Source organism: Allofournierella sp. CML151, from assembly GCF_027853465.1.
Classification (GTDB): domain Bacteria; phylum Bacillota; class Clostridia; order Oscillospirales; family Ruminococcaceae; genus Allofournierella.
In genome coordinates, this window is the sequence record NZ_JAPNNW010000005.1 from 131,889 (window position 1) to 146,447 (window position 14,559).

General features: G+C 63.2%; 15 protein-coding genes and 4 tRNA genes. 12 read left to right on the forward strand and 7 right to left on the reverse strand.

Translation table 11 applies throughout. From position 1 onward, the window contains the following. Positions 1 to 166 precede the first annotated feature (166 nt). Positions 167 to 1,093, reverse strand: a complete 927-nt coding sequence (gene trxB / locus PH256_RS05690; RefSeq protein ID WP_270913340.1) for a thioredoxin-disulfide reductase — start codon at positions 1,091 to 1,093, stop codon at positions 167 to 169. 3 nt (positions 1,094 to 1,096) lie between these two features. Continuing rightward, entirely contained in the window at positions 1,097 to 1,417 is a 321-nt protein-coding gene (locus PH256_RS05695; protein ID WP_242956078.1) for a thioredoxin family protein, read from the reverse strand. 247 nt (positions 1,418 to 1,664) lie between these two features. Between PH256_RS05695 and PH256_RS05700 the strand changes: the two genes are divergently transcribed. The 10 genes from PH256_RS05700 (at position 1,665) to PH256_RS05745 (ending at position 7,535) form a co-directional block, all read left to right on the forward strand. After that, positions 1,665 to 2,129 carry a DUF523 domain-containing protein gene (locus tag PH256_RS05700; RefSeq protein ID WP_270913341.1) on the forward strand — a complete coding sequence of 155 codons (465 nt, stop codon included), beginning with the start codon at positions 1,665 to 1,667 and terminating at the stop codon, positions 2,127 to 2,129. A gap of 15 nt (positions 2,130 to 2,144) precedes the next feature. Next, positions 2,145 to 2,486 (forward strand): DUF1622 domain-containing protein, encoded by a 342-nt coding sequence (locus PH256_RS05705; protein WP_087182956.1) that lies wholly within the window; start codon positions 2,145 to 2,147, stop codon positions 2,484 to 2,486. Between the two features lie 146 nt (positions 2,487 to 2,632). After that, positions 2,633 to 2,708, forward strand: a tRNA-Pro gene (locus tag PH256_RS05710). A 9-nt stretch (positions 2,709 to 2,717) separates the two neighbouring features. Then, a tRNA-Gly gene (locus tag PH256_RS05715) sits at positions 2,718 to 2,793 on the forward strand. Positions 2,794 to 2,804: 11 nt separating this feature from the next. Next, positions 2,805 to 2,880: transfer RNA gene (locus tag PH256_RS05720), tRNA-Val, on the forward strand. Between the two features lie 6 nt (positions 2,881 to 2,886). After that, positions 2,887 to 2,962: transfer RNA gene (locus PH256_RS05725), tRNA-Phe, on the forward strand. Positions 2,963 to 3,118: 156 nt separating this feature from the next. Beyond that, entirely contained in the window at positions 3,119 to 3,898 is a 780-nt protein-coding gene (locus PH256_RS05730; protein WP_270913342.1) for an FAD binding domain-containing protein, read from the forward strand. A gap of 3 nt (positions 3,899 to 3,901) precedes the next feature. Beyond that, the gene (locus tag PH256_RS05735; RefSeq protein ID WP_087182958.1) at positions 3,902 to 4,369 is read left to right on the forward strand and encodes a (2Fe-2S)-binding protein; all 468 of its coding nucleotides are present in this window, start codon (positions 3,902 to 3,904) and stop codon (positions 4,367 to 4,369) included. Beyond that, positions 4,366 to 6,648: a xanthine dehydrogenase family protein molybdopterin-binding subunit gene (locus tag PH256_RS05740; protein WP_270913343.1), complete on the forward strand. Its 2,283-nt coding sequence runs from the start codon at positions 4,366 to 4,368 to the stop codon at positions 6,646 to 6,648. The genes PH256_RS05735 and PH256_RS05740 overlap by 4 nt, the downstream gene beginning before the upstream one ends. A gap of 155 nt (positions 6,649 to 6,803) precedes the next feature. Further along, positions 6,804 to 7,535 carry a LytR/AlgR family response regulator transcription factor gene (locus PH256_RS05745; RefSeq protein WP_270913344.1) on the forward strand — a complete coding sequence of 244 codons (732 nt, stop codon included), beginning with the start codon at positions 6,804 to 6,806 and terminating at the stop codon, positions 7,533 to 7,535. Positions 7,536 to 7,612: 77 nt separating this feature from the next. Here the strand turns inward: PH256_RS05745 and PH256_RS05750 are convergent, their stop codons facing one another. From PH256_RS05750 to PH256_RS05770, 5 genes are all read right to left on the reverse strand, one after another. Further along, positions 7,613 to 8,245, reverse strand: a complete 633-nt coding sequence (locus PH256_RS05750) for a hypothetical protein (RefSeq protein ID WP_270913345.1) — start codon at positions 8,243 to 8,245, stop codon at positions 7,613 to 7,615. Positions 8,246 to 8,247: 2 nt separating this feature from the next. Then, positions 8,248 to 8,730, reverse strand: a complete 483-nt coding sequence (locus PH256_RS05755) for an RNA polymerase sigma factor (RefSeq protein ID WP_242956079.1) — start codon at positions 8,728 to 8,730, stop codon at positions 8,248 to 8,250. A gap of 347 nt (positions 8,731 to 9,077) precedes the next feature. Further along, positions 9,078 to 9,872 (reverse strand): ABC transporter ATP-binding protein, encoded by a 795-nt coding sequence (locus PH256_RS05760; RefSeq protein WP_270913346.1) that lies wholly within the window; start codon positions 9,870 to 9,872, stop codon positions 9,078 to 9,080. Further along, on the reverse strand, positions 9,865 to 10,791 hold the full coding sequence (locus PH256_RS05765) for an ABC transporter permease (protein ID WP_442866653.1): 927 nt from the start codon (positions 10,789 to 10,791) through the stop codon (positions 9,865 to 9,867). Before PH256_RS05765 ends, PH256_RS05760 begins: the two co-directional genes overlap by 8 nt. Positions 10,792 to 10,841: 50 nt before the next feature. Beyond that, complete coding sequence (locus PH256_RS05770; protein WP_270913348.1) at positions 10,842 to 11,861, reverse strand: ABC transporter substrate-binding protein; 1,020 nt, start codon at positions 11,859 to 11,861, stop codon at positions 10,842 to 10,844. Positions 11,862 to 12,138: 277 nt separating this feature from the next. Between PH256_RS05770 and PH256_RS05775 the strand changes: the two genes are divergently transcribed. After that, positions 12,139 to 12,909: a glycosyltransferase family 2 protein gene (locus PH256_RS05775; protein ID WP_270913350.1), complete on the forward strand. Its 771-nt coding sequence runs from the start codon at positions 12,139 to 12,141 to the stop codon at positions 12,907 to 12,909. 754 nt (positions 12,910 to 13,663) lie between these two features. Further along, positions 13,664 to 14,551 carry a glucose-1-phosphate thymidylyltransferase RfbA gene (gene rfbA / locus PH256_RS05780; RefSeq protein WP_270913351.1) on the forward strand — a complete coding sequence of 296 codons (888 nt, stop codon included), beginning with the start codon at positions 13,664 to 13,666 and terminating at the stop codon, positions 14,549 to 14,551. Positions 14,552 to 14,559 lie beyond the last annotated feature (8 nt).

A 14,559-nucleotide genomic window follows, 5' to 3' on the forward strand; every position in this document is an offset into this window, starting at 1 on the left:
AGCAAAAAACAAGACGGCGGCCGTTCCTGGGTTTCAGGAACGGCCGCCGCCTTTTGTTTGGGGAAAAGAAGAAGGAAATTTCGCGGGTTTTCCACCGGGCAGCGCCCGAAGTGTGGAAAACCGGAACGGGGAAAAGCAAAAGGTTCAGAGTCAAACAGGGGATCAATCAGTCCAGCCCGTTCAGGTACTCCTCCAGGTATTTGCTGGCGGTGGCGCCGTCGGCCACCGCGGTGACCACCTGGCGCAGGGGCTTGGTGCGTACATCGCCGATGGCGAACACGCCCGGCTGGCTGGTGCGGCAGCTCTCGTCCGCCACGATGTAGCCCTGGCGGTCCAGCTCCAGCTGGTCCTTCACCAGCCAGGTGTTGGGCTGGCGGCCGATGGCCACGAACAGGCCGTTTACCGGCAGATGACTCTCCTCGCCGGTCTGGGTGTCGGTGAGGGTCAGGCCGGTGAGGGTGCCGTCCACCTCAAAGCCGGTGACCTGCTTGTTCCACAAAAATTCGATGTTCTCGGCCTTTTCCAGCGGCTTTAAATAGCTGCGGGTGGCGCTGAGGGTATCCCGCCGGTGGATGAGGTACACCTTTTCGCAGAGCTTGGAGAGGGTGAGCGCGTCCTCGGCGGCAGAGTTGCCGCCTCCGGCCACCGCCACGGTCTTGCCCCGGTAGAAGCCGCCGTCGCAGGTGGCGCAGTAGGCCACGCCCCGGCCGCGCAGGCCGTCCTCCCCGGCTAGGCCCAGGGGGCGGGGGTCCGCGCCGGTGGCGAAGATCACAGCCTTCGCCCGCAGATCGCCCTCGGTGGTGGTCAGGTGCTTTTCCGGCCCGGCCAGCTGCACCGCGGTCACCTGAGCATACAACGTTTCGCTGCCGAATTTCTCCGCCTGCTGCTGCATGGTCATGGCCAGCTCAAAGCCGTCCACACTCTCCACGAAGCCGGGGTAGTTTTCAATGGCGTTGGTGGTGGCCATCTGGCCGCCGGGGCTGAGCATCTCCACCACCAGGGTGGAATAGCCCGCCCGCACCGCGTACAGCGCGGCGGAATACCCGGCGGGGCCGCCGCCCACGATCACAACGTCCCACAGTTTTTCCGTCATGGCTCACACCTCCTGACTCGCCAGCCACTCCTTGATCTGAGCGGCGGTGGCGGGGGCCACCAGGGCCGGGCCGTGGCTGCCGCCCCGGAACACCAGCAGAGTGGGGATGGTATCTACCTTGAAACGCTCGGCCAGCGCGGGCTCCTCGTCGATGTTCACGGCGGCGATGGGCAGCATGCCCTCGTCGGCGCTCATGCGCTGCAGCACGGGGGCCAGGCGGCGGCAGTAGCCGCACCAGGGGGCGGTGAATTCCACCAGCACCGGGGCGGAAGCTTCGAGCACGGTTTTATCAAAATCCTGGGTGGTAACAGAAAACATTGCCATAAAAAACGACCTCCTTCAAAGGTTCGGGATTCATTCGATTGGTTTCTTCGTTCTTATCCTATCATTAAAATGGGTAAAACTCTGTAACAAAGTCATAGAACCTCTTTTCGCCGGGCAATTCCATATGGTATAGTTATAGTCGAAGGAGCGCCGCCTCATGCAAGCTGAGATGAAACGGATGCGGTGCCGCCAGGAAAAAGCAGGGCAATGGTGCCCGAAGCAAAAAACGAAACGCGGGGTGGAGAAGATGAAGCTGTTGGTATCGGCGTGCCTGTTGGGCTGCGCCTGCCGGTACGACGGGGCCGCAAAGCAGAACCGGCCCCTTGTGGACTGGCTCAAAAGCCACGACTGCACCCCGGTGCCGGTCTGCCCGGAAATCTACGGCGGATTGCCCACCCCCCGAACCCCCGCCGAGCGGCAGGGCAGCCGGGTGGTGAACCGGGACGGGCAGGATGTGACCGCCCAATACGAAAAGGGCGCGGCCGAGGCGCTGGCCCTTGCCCGGCTGACCGGGTGCGAAGCGGCGGTGTTGAAAGGCCGCAGCCCCTCCTGCGGATGCGGCCTTGTTTACGACGGCAGCTTTTCCGGCACTCTGGTGCCGGGCAACGGGGTGGCCGCCGACCTGCTTTTGAAAAACGGCCTGCCGGTGTTCAGCGAGGAAACGCTGGACCGGCTGGACCAGTGGGCGCAAAGCCGACACAGCGAAACATAAAGGAGCGAAAGAAAAATGGAATTTTTGAACGACGTGCTGCACCTGATCGTGGAGGCCGCCATTCTGCTGTTTGAGTTTATGGGCGTGGCGGTTCTGATCGCCGCCGGTATCCGGGGCATCTGGAACTATCTGCGGCGGGACCCCCTGACCCGGCTCAAGCTGGCCAAGGGCATGGCCATGGGCCTGGAGTTCAAGCTGGGCAGCGAGATTCTGCGTACCGTGGTGGTGCGCCAGATGAGCGAGATTCTGATCGTGGGCGCGATCATTGTGCTGCGGGCCGCACTGACCTTTTTGATTCACTGGGAAATCAAGAACGAGGAGGCCGAGGTGGAGGCCAAGCTGGAGCACCAGCAGTAAGCGGAATAAGATCTGATTTTGCGGGGTTTTTATGCCCCGCAAATTTTTTTGAATTTTTTTGAATTTTTTTGCAAAAAGGTGTTGACACCCGGCCCAAAATTGAGTATACTAATCAAGCACCCAACGAACAGGGGCCCTGAACACAACGGGGTGTAGCGCAGCTGGTAGCGCGCCTGCTTTGGGAGCAGGATGCCGTGGGTTCGAATCCCGCCACTCCGACCAATACTATAAGCGGCTTTAGCTCATCTGGTAGAGCGCCACCTTGCCAAGGTGGAGGTAGCGAGTTCGAGCCTCGTAAGCCGCTCCATTTTTTTGTCTGGAAGTTTAGCTCAGCTGGGAGAGCATCTGCCTTACAAGCAGAGGGTCACAGGTTCGAGCCCTGTAACTTCCACCAAAAAATGCCTCTGTAGCTCAGTTGGTAGAGCAGGGGACTGAAAATCCCCGTGTCATTGGTTCGATTCCGATCGGAGGCACCACAAAGACCTGTCTTACACACTAAGGCGGGTCTTTTTTTGTGCGCGTGGGGGTCTTTTCTCTCGACAAGACCCTGCCGCTTTGCTAAAATTAAAGTGAGAACGAATGCCCTTGACCGGGGCCTTGCTCCGGAGAAAACGGAAAGGAGACTGTGAGGCATGTTTACCGCACAGCAATATGTGAAGGCCGCCACGCTGGAAGAGGCCTGGCAGCTGAACCAGAAGCGCAGCACCACCCTGCTGGCCGGGGGCTGCTGGCTGCGCCTGACCCGGCGCCGGGTGGGCACCCTTGTGGACCTGGGCGGCCTGGGGCTGGATACCATTGAGGAGACCGAAGGCGAATTTTCGCTGGGGGCCATGGTCACCCTGCGCCAGCTGGAGACCAGCCAGGCGCTGAACAGCGCCTTTGGCGGCCTGTTTAAGGAAATGACCCGCCACATCGTGGGCGTGCAGTTCCGCAACTGCGCCACCCTGGGCGGCAGCATCGCAGCCCGCTTCGGCTTCTCCGACCTGCTCTGCGCCCTGCTGGCGCTGGACTGCGAGGTGGAGCTGTTCAAGGCCGGCCGCATGCCGCTGGAGCAGTACGCAAAGCTGCCCGCCGACCGGGACATTCTGGTGCACATTCACGTGAAGAAGAACGGCCGCCGCCCGGTCTACCAGACCATGCGCAACGCCGAGACCGACCTGCCGGTGCTGGCAGTGGCCGCCTCCGAGAAGGACGGTCAGGTCCGCGTGGTGGTGGGCGCACGTCCCGCCCGGGCCGAAGTGGTGAACGCACCCCTGGCCCTCGCGGCGGACAAGGCCGCGCTGGAGGCCTTCCAGGCTGCCATGCAGAGCCAGCTGACCTTCGCGGGCAACATGCGCGGCAGTGAGGAATACCGCCGCCATCTGGCAAACGTTTTGACCGGCCGCTGCCTTGCGGCCTTACAGGAGGGCTGATCCATGCAGGTGACCATTCAATTGAACGGCAGACCCTATACCGCCGAAGCTGCGCCGGACACCCAGCTGCTGCATTTTCTGCGGGACGCGGGCTGCAAATCCGTGAAGTGCGGCTGCGAGACCTCCGGCTGCGGCCTGTGCACCGTCCACATGGACGGCAAGCCGGTGCTGTCCTGCAGCGTGCTGGCCGCCCAGGCGGACGGCCACACCGTGACCACCCTGGAGGGCCTGCAGAAGGAGGCCGAGGAATTCGGTGGCTTTCTGGCAGACCAGGGCGGCGAGCAGTGCGGCTTCTGCAGCCCCGGCTTCATCATGAGCGTGCTGGCCATGGGCAAAGAGCTGGGCGCTGACGCCACCGACCAGGAGATCCGGGAATATCTGGAGGGCAACCTCTGCCGCTGCACCGGCTACCAGAGCCAGCTGCGGGCCATTCGCGCCTGGCTGGCCGCAAAGGAGGGCAAAGCAGAATGAAGTACGTGAATCAGGCCATCCGCAAGGTGGACGCCATGAGCCTTGTGACCGGCAAGCCGGTCTACACCGGCGACATGGTCCCCGCCAACACCCTGATGGTGAAGATGCTGCGCAGCCCCCACGCCCACGCGCTGATCGAGGAAATCGACACCGCCGCCGCCCTGAAGGTGCCCGGCGTGGTGGCCGTCTTTACTTATAAAGATGTACCCCAGAGCCGCTTCACCACCGCGGGCCAGACCTACCCGGAGCCCAGCCCCTACGACCGGCTGATTCTGGACCGCCGCCTGCGCTGCGTGGGCGACCCGGTGGCCCTGGTGGCCGCCGAGACCGAGGCTGCCGCCGCCAAGGCCGTGGGCCTCATTAAAGTAAAATACCAGGTGCTGGAGCCTCTGCTGGACTTCACCAAGGCCAAGGACAACCCGATTCTGGTGCACCCGGAGGAGGACTTCAAGGCCCTGTGCCCCGTGGGCGCGGACAACAAGCGCAACCTGTGCAGTGTGGACTGCATGGAGAACGGCGACGTGGAGGCCGAACTGGCCACCTGCCCGGTGGTGATCGAGCGCACCTTCTACACCAAGGCCAACAACCAGGCCATGATGGAGCCCTTCGTCACCTTCAGCTATCTGGATGAGTACGGCCGGCTCACGCTGGTCTCCTCCACCCAGGTGCCCTTCCATGTGCGGCGCATCCTGTCCAACGCGCTGGAGATGAGCAAGGCCAACATCCGGGTCATCAAGCCCCGCATCGGCGGCGGCTTCGGCGCAAAGCAGAGCGCCGTGAGCGAGGTATACCCCGCCTTTGTTACCATGAAGACCGGCCGCCCCGCCTGCCTGTGCTTCACCCGTCAGGAGAGCCAGGCCAACGGCTCCCCCCGCCACCAGATGCGCGTGACCGTGCGCATCGGTGCGGATGAGGACGGCACCATCCGGGCGCTGGATGTGAAGGCGCTGTCCAACGCGGGCGCCTACGGCGAGCACGGCCCCACCACTGTGGGCCTGGTGGGCACCAAGTCCATCTCCCTGTACGGCAGCCTGAAGGCCGCCCGCTTCAGCAGCGAGGTGGTTTACTCCAACACCATGGGCGCGGGTGCGTACCGCGGCTACGGCGCGACCCAGGGCATCTTCGCGGTGGAGAGCACCGTGAACGAGCTGGCCGCCCAGCTGGGCATGGACCCCTGCGCCATCCGGGAAAAGAACATGGTCCGTCTGGGCCAGACCTTCGCCATGTACTACGGTGAGAGCTGCACCAGCTGCACTCTGGACAAGTGCATGGAGACCGCCAAGAAGATGATGGACTGGGAGAACAAGGCCCCCCGCCGGGTGCTGGAAAACGGCCACATCCGCTCGGTGGGCGTGGCCATGGCCATGCAGGGCAGCGGTATCTCCGGCGTGGACATCGGCAGCGTGGAAATCCGCCTGAACGACGACGGCTTCTACACCCTGCTGGTGGGCTGTACCGATATGGGCACCGGCTGTGATACCATCCTCACCCAGATGGCCGCCGATTGCCTGGACTGCCCCATGGAGAACATCTCGGTGCGCGGCGTGGACACCGACCAGAGCCCCTACGACTGCGGCTCCTACGCCTCCTCCACCACCTACGTGACCGGCATGGCCGTGGTGAAGGCCTGCGCCCAGCTGCGGGAGAAGATCCTGGCCCAGGGCGCGAAGATGCTGGATGTGCCTGCCGACACCGCCGAGTTCGACGGCAAGCGGGTGTTCGTGCCCGGCACCGACAGGGAAGTGAGCCTGTCTGCCATCGGCTACGCCAGCTTTGAGGGCCACGCCCGGTGCATTTCCGCCTGCGAGAGCCATTCTTCCCCGGTATCGCCCCCGCCCATGATGGTGGGCATGGCCGAGATCGACCTGGACCCCGAGACCGGCAAGATTCAGCTGGTGGACTACGTGGCCGCTGTGGACTGCGGCACCGTGGTGAACAAGAACCTGGCCCGGGTGCAGACCGAGGGCGGCATCGTGCAGGGCATCGGCATGGCCCTGTATGAGGACATCCAGTACACCAAGGCGGGCCGGATGATGAACGACTCCTTCCTGCAGTACCGGATTCCCACCCGTCTGGAGGCGGGCACCATCCGGGTAGAGTTTGAGTCCAGCTACGAGCCCAGCGGCCCCTTCGGCGCCAAGAGCATCGGCGAGCTGGTCATCAACACCCCCGCCCCGGCGATTCTGGGCGCCATCCAGAACGCCACCGGCGTTGCCTTCCACACCCTGCCGGTAAAGCCGGAGGACGTGGTCATGGCACTGCGGAATAAAGCCGAATAAATCCGGAACGGTACAAAGCGGCCGGGACCCCCAAACAGGAGGCCCCGGCCGCTTTTTTGTCTTTATTGGGAAATTGCGAAGAAACACGAAGGAAAGTTCGCCCTCTGTGCCGGCCTTCCGCCTTTTATAATAAAAGAAAAGGGGGCGGAGGAAGAATGTACCGGTTTGCGGTGTGCGATGACGATTGCTTTTACCGGCGGCAGCTGGCCCGGCTGCTGCGCAGCTTCGCCCCCTGGCAGAAGAGCGGCTGCCGGGTGGATTGCTTTTCCGAGGCCGAGCGGCTGTTGGCCGAGTGTGAGGGATGCCGCTACGACGCTGTGTTTCTGGATGTACAGATGCCCCGGATGAACGGGCTGGAGGCGGCCCGGCGGCTGCGGGCCCGCTGGCCGGAGCTGCCGGTGATCCTGGTATCGGCCTTCTGCGAATTTGCGCCGGAGGGGTACGAGCTGCGTGTCTACCGGTACCTGCGCAAGGACCGGCTGGACCAGTGCCTGGGCCCCTGTCTCGAGGACCTGCTGGGCCAGCAGCTGGCTCCCTGCACTCTGGAGCTGCCGGTGGACGGGGAGATCTGCCGGGTGAATCTGGTGCGGGTGGAATCCCTGCGGCTGGACGGTCACACGGTGGAATTCCATTTTGTGGACAGTACCCCGCCGCTGCCCTGCCGCATGAGCCTGGCCCGGCTGGAGACGATGCTGGCGGGCCGGCCCTTTCTGCGCACCCAGCGGGGCTTTCTGGTGAACCTGCATCAGGTGCAGCGGCTGCGCCGGTACGAGTTTATTCTGCGCAGCGGCCGCCGGGTGCCGGTGAGCGAGCGCCGCTACGGCCAGGTGCGGCAGGAATATCTGGAATGGCAGGCCCGCTTTGAGGAGTGGGCTGCCCGGCTCTGAACGTTGAACATTTATACAAAAACCGCACCCCGCTGGCCTGCTGTGGCCCGGCGGGGGTGCGGTATTGCCTTTAATTTTTATTGGGCGCAGGGGACCTGATACAGCCGGTAGCTGGTCTCGCTGTCGCCCGCCAGCACGAAGACGAAGCAGTCGCCCTCCACAAGGCCGCTGGCCAGCACATCCGAACGGGTGCGGCCCTCGCCCTCGGCGGCGAGAATCTCGTCCAGCTGGTCCAGCGCCGCGTCCAGGCCCTCCGCCTCTTCGGCAGGCCGGGCTTCGGCGGGCAGAGCCGCTTCGGGGGAAGTGGCCTCCACGGTGGTATAGGCGGGGGCGGCGGCTGTATCCTGCGGGGCCTCGGCCATGGCGGCTTCCGGGGCGGCGGCCAGCGCAAAGGGTACGGCGCCATTGGCTGCGTCGGCGCTGCTCTCCGGCATCTGGCGGGTGGCAACGCGGGGGCTGGCCTGGTCCGCCGCGGTGGCTCCGCCTGAGACGGAGGTCAGGCTGCGGGCCGCGGCCGGAATCACCAGCAGGCAGAGGGCGGCGGCGGTGGCCAGCGGAATGGCACGGCGGCCGAAGGGGATGGTCCGGCGGGGGCGGGATGCCTTTTGCGCCCCGGTCTCCGCCTGCATCTTTTCCAGGGTGGCTTGCTTCCAGCGCTGGCCGGCGGTCACTTTGTCCATGGCGCTTTTGTAATCCTGAGAGTCGGGCATGGTCAAAAGTCTCCTTTCAGCGTGTCTTTCAGAAGGGCCCGCCCGCGGGAAAGCTGGCTGAGCACCGTGTTCTGCTTGGAATCCAGCAGCGCCGCGATCTCGGCGGTGGAATAGCCCTCGATGTAATGCAGATAGATCACCTGCCGGTATTTCATGGGCAGGGCGGCCACCGCGTCCAGCACGGTGTTCTCTGCGGGGGTGAAAGGGGTGGACAGATGCTCGTCCAGCGGGGCGCTGCGGCGCACCCAGGCGCTGCGGAAATGGCTCTTGCACCGGTTGATGGTGCAGCGCAGCAGCCAGGCCTTCTGATGCTCGGCGGAATCAAACCGGGGCGCATGGCGCACCAGATTCAAAAATACTTCCTGGGCAATGTCCTCCGCGTCCTGCGGATTTTTTACCAGACCGAAGGCGGCCCGGAACACGGTATCGCCAAACTGCTCCACCGCCTCTTCCGGGGTGAAGGCAGGCATCTGGGCCGTTTCCACGGGGCAGGCCCCCCTTTCTCATACAGAATACAACATAGCTGGCCCTATTATTGCATGGAAGACTTGGATTGTAAAGAAAATCCCGCATATTTTCAAGAGAGCAGTGTGTGCAGCCTGCCGGAAAATGCAAAAAAGTGCCCCCGGGGCATCCACCTGCTTGGGGTGGGATGCGCCGGGGGCGCTTTTCGGTATATTTCCTCGGCCCCGGTTGGCCATTGAGGGCCGCCCCGCAAACACGGGAACGGCCCCCAAGGCAGCCAATCGGAGGGGAAAGCATCAGGGGGGCAACCCCGCACGGTTCATGCCCAAGGGCTTCATGCGGCATTGCCCAAAAGAGGGCGGGCGGCTCAGGAGAGCAGCAGCTTGTCGTCCGCCTCGGTGGAGCCGCTGGCCTGGTTGAATTTCTCCAGCAGGTCCTCCACGGTCAGGCGGCGCTTCTCCTCGCCCCGCACGTCCACCACCACGCGCCCGTCGTACAGCATCACCAGCCGGTTGCCGTGGGCGATGGCGTCGCGCATGTTGTGGGTGATCATCAGGGTGGTCAGATTGTCCCGCCGGACGATCTGCTCGGTGGCCGAAAGCACCTTGGCTGCGGTTTTGGGGTCCAGAGCGGCGGTGTGCTCGTCCAGAAGCAGCAGCTGGGGCTTTTTCAGAGTGGCCATCAGCAGGGTCAGCGCCTGGCGCTGGCCACCGCTGAGCAGGCCCACCTTGCTGGTGAGCCGGTCCTCAAGGCCAAGGTCCAGAATCTTCAAAAGATCCCGGTACTGCTCCCGCTCGGCCCGGCTGATGCCGGTGCGCAGGCCCCGGCGCTGGCCCCGCCGGGCGGCGAGGGCCAGGTTCTCCTCGATCTGCATGGTGGCGGCGGTGCCCATCATGGGGTCCTGAAAGACCCGGCCGATGTAGGGCGCGCGCTTGTATTCCGGCAGCTTGGTCACATCCACGCCGCCGATGGAGATGCTGCCCTCGTCCACGGTGTAGGCACCGGAGATGATGTTCAGCATGGTGGATTTGCCCGCGCCGTTGCCGCCGATCACGGTGACGAAATCGCCATCCGCCAGCGAGAGGTTCAGCCCCTGCAACGCCCGCTTTTCGTTCACGGTGCCCGGGTTGAAGGTTTTGTAGATGTTTTTCAGTTCAAGCATGGCTGCCCGCTCCTTTCCCGGCACGTCCGGTGCGTTTTGCGAAGTACCGGCCCTTCCAGTAGGGCACGGCCAGGAAGAGCGCCACGATCAGGGCGGTGATGAGCTTCATGTCGTCGCTCTTGAGACCCAGCAAAATGACCACCTGATACACCAGATAGTAGATCAGCGAGCCGAACACCACGGCCAGCAGCTTGAGGGCGAAGTTGCGGAAGATCTTGGAGAACAGCACCTCGCCGATGATGACCGCCGCCAGGCCGATGACGATGGCGCCGCGGCCGCTCTGCACATCCGCAAAGCCCTGGTACTGGGCCAGCAGCGCGGCGGACAGGGCCACCAATCCGTTGGAGAGCATCAGCCCCAGCACGGTGGTGAAGTTGGTGTTGATGCCCTGGGCGCGGGCCATGTTTGGGTTCGCGCCGGTGGCACGCACCGCGCAGCCCTGCTCGGTGCCGAAGAACCAGTACAGCGCGCCGATGGTGGCGGCGGTGAACAGTGCGCAGACCAGAATGGGGTTGGAGAGCGCTGCCTCCCGTACGTTGCGGGCGCTCACCAGCAGGGGGTATTTGTCCACGCTGATGGGCCGGTTGGACTGGCCCATGATGCGCAGGTTCACGGAATACAGCGCCAGCTGGGTGAGGATGCCGGCCAGGATGGCGGGGATGCCGCAGGCGGTGTGCAAAAGACCGGTGACCAGGCCCGCCGCCATGCCGGAGAGGAAGGCGGCCACCAGAGCGGCCCAGGGGTTCCAGCCCCCGGTGACCAGCATGATGAACACCGCGCCGCCGGTGCACATGGTGCCGTCCACCGTCAGGTCGGCCACATCCAGAATCTTATAGGTAATGTAAACGCCGATGGCCATGATGCTCCAGATCAGGCCCTGGGCGACCACGCCCGGCAGGGCGTTCAGAAGTGTGGTGATGAACACGAAAAGCTCCTCCTAAAGCCGGGAACGGCCCGGCGTATGATGGATCATTCCGCCTCGATGGCGGTGTAGCCCTCAGGAATGGTCACGCCCAGCTGCTCGCAGAGGGTGGGGTTGTACATCTTGGTGAAGGTGGGGGCGGACTGCACCTCCATGGTGGTGATGTCCGCTTCGCCGGTGAGGATCTTAGCGGCCATCTCGCCGGTGGTGCGGCCCAGCTCGTAGTAGTCGATGGACAGGGTGGCCACACCGCAGCCGCTGCAGATGCCCTGCTCGCCCGCCACGATGGGCACCCCGGCGGGCACCGCGATGTTGGCGATCAGCTCGGTGTTGTTGGCGGCGGTGTTATCGGTGGGAATGTAGATCACATCGCTGGCCGCGCAGGCACTGGTGCACACAGCGGACAGGTCGTTGGTGTCCGAGAAGGAATACTCGGTGCAGGTGTAGCCCAGCTCGGTCAGGTATTCGGTGATCACGTTCACCTGGTACTTGGAGTTAGGCTCCGCCGAGCAGTAGAGCAGGCCCACGTTCTTGGCATCCGGGAACAGCTCCTTGATCATGTCGGCCTGACCGTCCAGCGGGGCCAGGTCGGTGGTGCCGCTGATGTTGCGGCCGGAGGAGCCGGTCCAGTCGGTCACATCCAGAGCGGTGGCGTAGTCGGTGATGGAGGTGCCCAGAATGGGGATGCTGTCGGTGGCTGCGGCGGCTGCCTGCAGCGGAGTGGTGGCGTTGGCCAGGATCAGGTCCACATCCGAGGACACAAAGCTGTTGATGATGGTAACGCAGTTGGAGTTATCGCCGGAGGCGTTCTCCACGTCGCAGGTGACGGCGTCGCCAAAGGCCTCGGTGAGGGCATCCTGAAAGCCCTGGGTGGCGGCGTCCAGCGCGGGGTGCTGCATCAGCTGGCACACGCCCACCCGGTAGGTTGCGCCCTCGGCGGAGCCGGAGGCAGCGGAAGCGGCGGAAGCAGTGGAACCGGCGGACGAGGTGCCGCCGGAGCCGCAGCCGGCCAGCGTGGCCAGCATGGCGCAGGCCAGAACGCCTGCCATGGTCTTGCGAAGTTTCATGTGTGGTTCCTCCCTGTGAAAAAAGAAGTTCACTTTGTCGCCACAATGAATTGCAGCGGTAAAGTGAGAGGTGCTGGAAAAAGGCCGCTGCCGGCCTTGGCTTTATTCTAGTAAAGTTTTTTGGTTCTGTCAACGGGAAACGGGCAAAAAAGGCAAAAAAAGAGGGCGGCAGGGAGCAAAAAGACTGTAAAACAGGCCAGAACAGCGGTTTTTTCTTGTAGAAGCGGGCAAAAAATGCTATACTAAAACAGACTATTTACGCTTGGAGGATGCCCCAATGAGGAAGATCAGCGCCTGCATCGTGAGCTATAACGGAGCCGACGAGGTGATCCGGGCGGTGGAATCGCTGCTGAAATACACGAAGGACTGTGCGCTGACAGTTTATCTGGTGGACAACGCCAGCCCGGACGGAACCGGCGAAACGCTGGAGCGGCAGGGCTTTCCCGAAAACGTGAAGGTTATCCGGCTGCCGGAGAATCTGGGCTTCGGCAAGGGGCACAATCAGGTGCTTCCGCTGCTGGACAGTGAATATCACTTTGTGCTGAACCCGGATATTTTCATTGATGCCAATGTGCTGCCCGCCATCTGTGACTGGCTGGACGGCCACCCGGATGTGGTGATGGCCACCCCGAAGCTGCTCTTCCCGGATGGGCGGGTGCAGGTTCTGCCCAAGCGCAAGCCGAACATTCTGGGGCTTGCGGCGCGGCAGGGGGTGCCGGGGCTGAAAAAATTCGGCGACCGGTACGCCATGCTGGATGAGGACCTGAGCGTGCCCACGGCCATCGAGTTCTGCACCGGCAGTTTTTTCTGCATGCGTACCAGTGTGTACAAGGCCATTGGCGGGTTTGACGAGGGCTACTTCATGTATGTGGAGGACGCGGACATCACCCAGAAGGCCCGGCAGAAGGGATTTGTGTATTATCTGCCCCAGTTCACCGCCTACCACGCCTGGCACCGGGCCCCGAACAAGAGCCTGAAGCCCTTTTTGCAGCAGCTCAAGAGCATGGGCCGCTACTTCTGTAAGTGGGGCTGGAAGCTGGGCTGCTGAGGAAAGCCCGGCGCATTTGAGGCTGCGCATCGGACCCAAGTCGACGGGAGAGTCCGCCCAAGGCAGTCAGCGGTATTTGCTGAGGAAAGCCCGGTGCGTCTGAGACTGCGCATCGGACCCGAGTCGACGGGAGAGTCCGCCCAAGGCAGTCAGCGGTATTTGCTGAGGAAAGCCCGGTGCGTTTGAGACTGCGCATCGGACCCGAGTCGACGGGAGAGTCCGCCCAAGGCAGTCAGCGGTATTTGCTGAGGAAAGCCCGGTGCGTTTGAGACTGCGCATCGGACCTTGCCAACGGTCGAGTCCGCTAAAAAACCGCGAGGGCGGCGCGGCGGGTCCGGCTTGGTGCAAGCCCGGCGCGAATGCCGCTCAACACACTACGGGCCGTTCTCGTGCACGGCCCGCAGGGGAGTAGCAAGGGCGCTTGCGCGCCTTTCGCGGCAAATGCGCCCGGTCTTGCCCCGCCACCACCGCCCCGCCCCCGCTCCCTCGCAGCGTTCCGAAAGCCCGAAAAACGGCGGCAATACCTGACGGGGAAAATTTTGCTTTTACCCCAACTCGCGGGATGCGCCATTAAGGCAGTCAGCGGTATTTGCTGAGGAAAGCCCGGTGCGGTGGGCTTGCGGATTGGACCCGACCAACGGTCGAGTCCGCTAAAAAGTATATAGCGGCTGTAGCTCCGCTTTGTGTTAAGCTGCGCAAATTTTTTAGAATGGCCCGGGAATGACCCGGACGGAAAAAGGAGCGTAATGCTATTATGAAAGGTATTATCCTTGCCGGCGGCGCAGGCACTCGCCTGTATCCGCTCACCATGGTCACCAGCAAGCAGCTGCTGCCGGTGTACGACAAACCCATGATCTACTACCCCCTGTCCACGCTGATGCTGGCCGGCATCCAGGACATCCTGATCATCTCCACCCCGGAGGATACTCCCCGCTTTGAGCATCTGCTGGGCGACGGCAGCCAGTACGGCCTGCATCTGTCCTATAAGGTGCAGCCCAGCCCGGACGGCCTGGCTCAGGCGTTCCTGCTGGGCGAGGAATTCATCGGCGACGACTGCTGCGCCATGATCCTGGGCGATAACATCTTCTACGGCAACGGCTTCTCCCGCATTCTGAAGAATGCCGTGAAGAACGCCGAGGAAAACGGCCGCGCCACCGTGTTCGGCTACTACGTGAACGACCCCGAGCGGTTCGGCATCGTGGAATTCGATGAGAACGGCCGGGTCATCAGCGTGGAGGAAAAGCCGAAGGAGCCCAAATCCAACTACGCCATCACCGGCCTGTATTTCTACGACAACCGGGTCAGCGCCCAGGCCAAGAAGGTGAAACCCAGCGCCCGCGGCGAGCTGGAAATCACCACCCTGAACGCCATGTATCTGGAGGAAGGCAAGCTGGACGTGCAGCTGCTGGGCCGTGGCTTTGCCTGGCTGGACACCGGCACCATGGACAGCCTGGTGGAAGCCGCCGATTTTGTTCGCATGGTGGAAAAGCGCCAGGGCATCAAGATCAGCGCCCCCGAGGAGATCGCCTACAAGAACGGCTGGATCACCAAGGACAAGCTGCTGGAAAGCGCCGAGCGTTACGGCAAGAGCCCCTACGGCGAACACCTGAAACGGGTTGCCGACGCAAAGATCAAATACTAAGGGGGGCC